This is a genomic window from Sulfitobacter sp. HI0129, assembly GCF_001635395.1.
Taxonomy (GTDB): domain Bacteria; phylum Pseudomonadota; class Alphaproteobacteria; order Rhodobacterales; family Rhodobacteraceae; genus Sulfitobacter.
On record NZ_LWGH01000644.1, the window covers coordinates 1 to 2,434 of the forward strand.

General features: G+C 57.6%; 4 protein-coding genes. 1 reads left to right on the forward strand and 3 read right to left on the reverse strand.

Going from position 1 to position 2,434, the window contains the following annotated elements; genetic code table 11:
- The coding region (locus tag A3764_RS16700; RefSeq protein ID WP_067951795.1) for a hypothetical protein at nt 1-513 on the forward strand (513 nt) is incomplete at its 5' end.
- Here A3764_RS16700 and A3764_RS16705 read toward each other — a convergent pair.
- The 3 genes from A3764_RS16705 to A3764_RS16715 form a co-directional block, all read right to left on the reverse strand.
- Nucleotides 507-707: a hypothetical protein gene (locus A3764_RS16705; RefSeq protein WP_009804208.1), complete on the reverse strand. Its 201-nt coding sequence runs from the start codon at nt 705-707 to the stop codon at nt 507-509. The genes A3764_RS16700 and A3764_RS16705 overlap by 7 nt on opposite strands.
- 65 nt (nt 708-772) lie before the next feature.
- Nucleotides 773-970 carry a helix-turn-helix transcriptional regulator gene (locus tag A3764_RS16710; RefSeq protein WP_236628223.1) on the reverse strand — a complete coding sequence of 66 codons (198 nt, stop codon included), beginning with the start codon at nt 968-970 and terminating at the stop codon, nt 773-775.
- Nucleotides 971-1,286: 316 nt separating this feature from the next.
- Nucleotides 1,287-2,279 carry an IS30 family transposase gene (locus A3764_RS16715; RefSeq protein WP_009804210.1) on the reverse strand — a complete coding sequence of 331 codons (993 nt, stop codon included), beginning with the start codon at nt 2,277-2,279 and terminating at the stop codon, nt 1,287-1,289.
- Nucleotides 2,280-2,434 lie beyond the last annotated feature (155 nt).

Genomic DNA, 2,434 nt, shown 5'->3' on the forward strand with positions numbered 1-2,434 from the left:
CAGGCCTATGACATCGACTGCGCCATCATGCTCTGCATGGCGGGTGGGTTCCCCCCGAGTGCCGTTTGTGCCCGCGCCTATCGCACCATGATCCGCCGCATCACGCCCTGGCCGAGTCTACCGCCCTTCGGGGTCTGCACCTTCGCCCATGTGCCGGTCGAGCTCGGTGGTCCGGGCGGCGAGGGTGAACTCGACACCAACCTGCCGGAATACGAATGGCTGAACCGGACCCATGTGATCTGGTTCACCGGGCGCTCCTATGAGCCGCGTGACGAGCCGCGTCAATGGGACTGGTCGATCCGCTCCTGTGATCGCGAGAACCGGACCTGCCGCTACATCCAGCGGGTCTACGGATCCCACGCGCCCTGGCCCGCGACATTCATCTCGGAAAGCGGGCAGGAGATCGCTTACCCGACCAGCGGTGGCCTATGGCACTTCTATTCCCGCAGCATCATGGTCGAATACGGTGACTACGAGGGCAACATGGGTCACTCAGAGTGGTTTTCCTACTGATCTGAGCTGTCACTGGGCGTCAGGGAAAACGGGCGCACGATGGCAAGACTGGCATCAAAGCGTTCCGGATCGACATGCCAACGACGGCTCACCGAGCCATCATTCCAACGGTAATCGGTGAACAGGTGAATCTTCTGCGTCCCGTCGTTCAGAAACCCTTCCTGGAAAGGCCAGCCTGTCTTTCTCTTCGCCATGTATCCGCGCCACTCGTACTGTTCTTGCCGTTCTGTCTTTCGTGTTGGGTGGCGGGATCAAAGCCTCAGGAAACGGACTTGCGCTTCGCGAAGAGTTCTTCGGGGTCGACATTGAGCGCCTTGGCGATGCGTTCGAGAAGGTCGAGGGAGGCCGCGAACTTGGCGTTCTCGACCTTGCCCATATGGCCGCGGCTCACGTCGGCCCGATGAGCAAGCTCCTCCTGGCTGAGGCCGCGGGCGCGTCTCAAGTCTTGGATGTTCAATGCTACACGGTCCCGCAAGTTCATGCCCGCGAAACGGACACGCTGCGCGAAATATCGCCACGCGATATATATTACATTCGGAGGCGCGGAGAAGAAATCTTGGAACGGCGCGAGATCGCCGGAATGGGATGCCTGCCGATACGCAGGTCACGGGATGATCCGTCTCGATAACATTCTGGGCCGTTCAATCGTTCTTTCGGAAAAGGGCGGCACCGGCAATTCCGGTGCCGCCAGTCGGTCGTCCACAGGGAGGTTCGAGAGGACGAATTCTACAGGGAAATTTGTGATGACTCAAGGGCCGTTGCGACAGTTTCCGCTATCTCAGTTTCATCAATTCTTCCCTGAATGCTTCCGTTGGTGTTCGCCAACCAAGGCACTTTCTTGGGGTTCCGTTGAGGCGGTCGCAAATCGCCCTCATATTGCGATTTGAGAGCGCCGCGAGCTGGGTGTCACGGGGCAGGTATCGCCGTGCGCGTTTGTTCAGGTTCTCGACCGAACCCTTTTGCCAAGGTGCCTGGGGGTCACAAAACCAGCTGTCAGTGCCGATGCCCGTCTTGAGCTTTCTCCATTCCCTGAACTCGAAACCGCGGTCGAAGGTGATCGATTTGCGGGCCTGTTGGGGCAGGGGTTCCATCACATCCATCAGCTTGCGCATGAAGTGGTTGGAGCTACGATCGTTGTTGCGGAACAAGACGGCAAACCTCGTTTTGCGCTCGACAAGTGAGGCAACATTCATGTTGCCTTGGGCGCGCTCGAAAATCATCAGGTCGCCTTCCCAGTCGCCAAATGTCTCGCGCGTGTTCACATGCTCCGGGCGCTGATGAATGGAGCGATCCGGCGGAAACACCTGTCCTCTGGGGCGTCTGGCATATCGGGGCCGGCGTTTTTTGCGGCGACTTGGAAGGTATCTGGCGAGTTCTTCGGATTGTCCCTCGGCGCTGTAAACATGGGCGTAGATCGTTTCATGACTGACACGAATGGCATGTCCTTCAAATGCAAGCCGACCGGCAATCTGCTCGGGTGACCAGCCTTCTTTCAACTGGGTGATCACGGCCATCCGAAGCTTGGGGAGACGGATCAATTTGCGCCGTCGCGCACGGCGAGCTTCCGCCTGACGCTGCGCCATCACACAGTAATAGCCATTCAGATACGGCAGTTCGCCATCCGTGTAGAAGTTCCGTTTTATATCGCGGTAGATCGTGGAACGGTGTCTCCCAAGCTCAGCGGCAATTTTGCTGACCGAAATTTTTGCCTTGAGCATGTCCTCAATGATGCGTCTCTCACGCAAATCCAGCTCTGTATGCGCCATGTCTGTTCTCCTTGCTTTTTCAGCAAGATAGAGGAAGTGTCGCAACGCAGTTTAGAATGTGCCTTGGGGTCGGCAATGTAAATCCCATTCAGAAATGTCACCGGCTGTGCAAAGCAGAAAGGTCACCACAGGGCGCTACGGGAGCAAGGCTTTTG

Excerpts from the sequence above, each read along its gene's own strand:
- A3764_RS16705 (WP_009804208.1), bottom strand. The coding sequence starts at position 707 with ATGGCGAAGAGAAAGACAGGCTGGCCTTTCCAGGAAGGGTTTCTGAAC.
- A3764_RS16715 (WP_009804210.1), bottom strand. The coding sequence starts at position 2,279 with ATGGCGCATACAGAGCTGGATTTGCGTGAGAGACGCATCATTGAGGAC.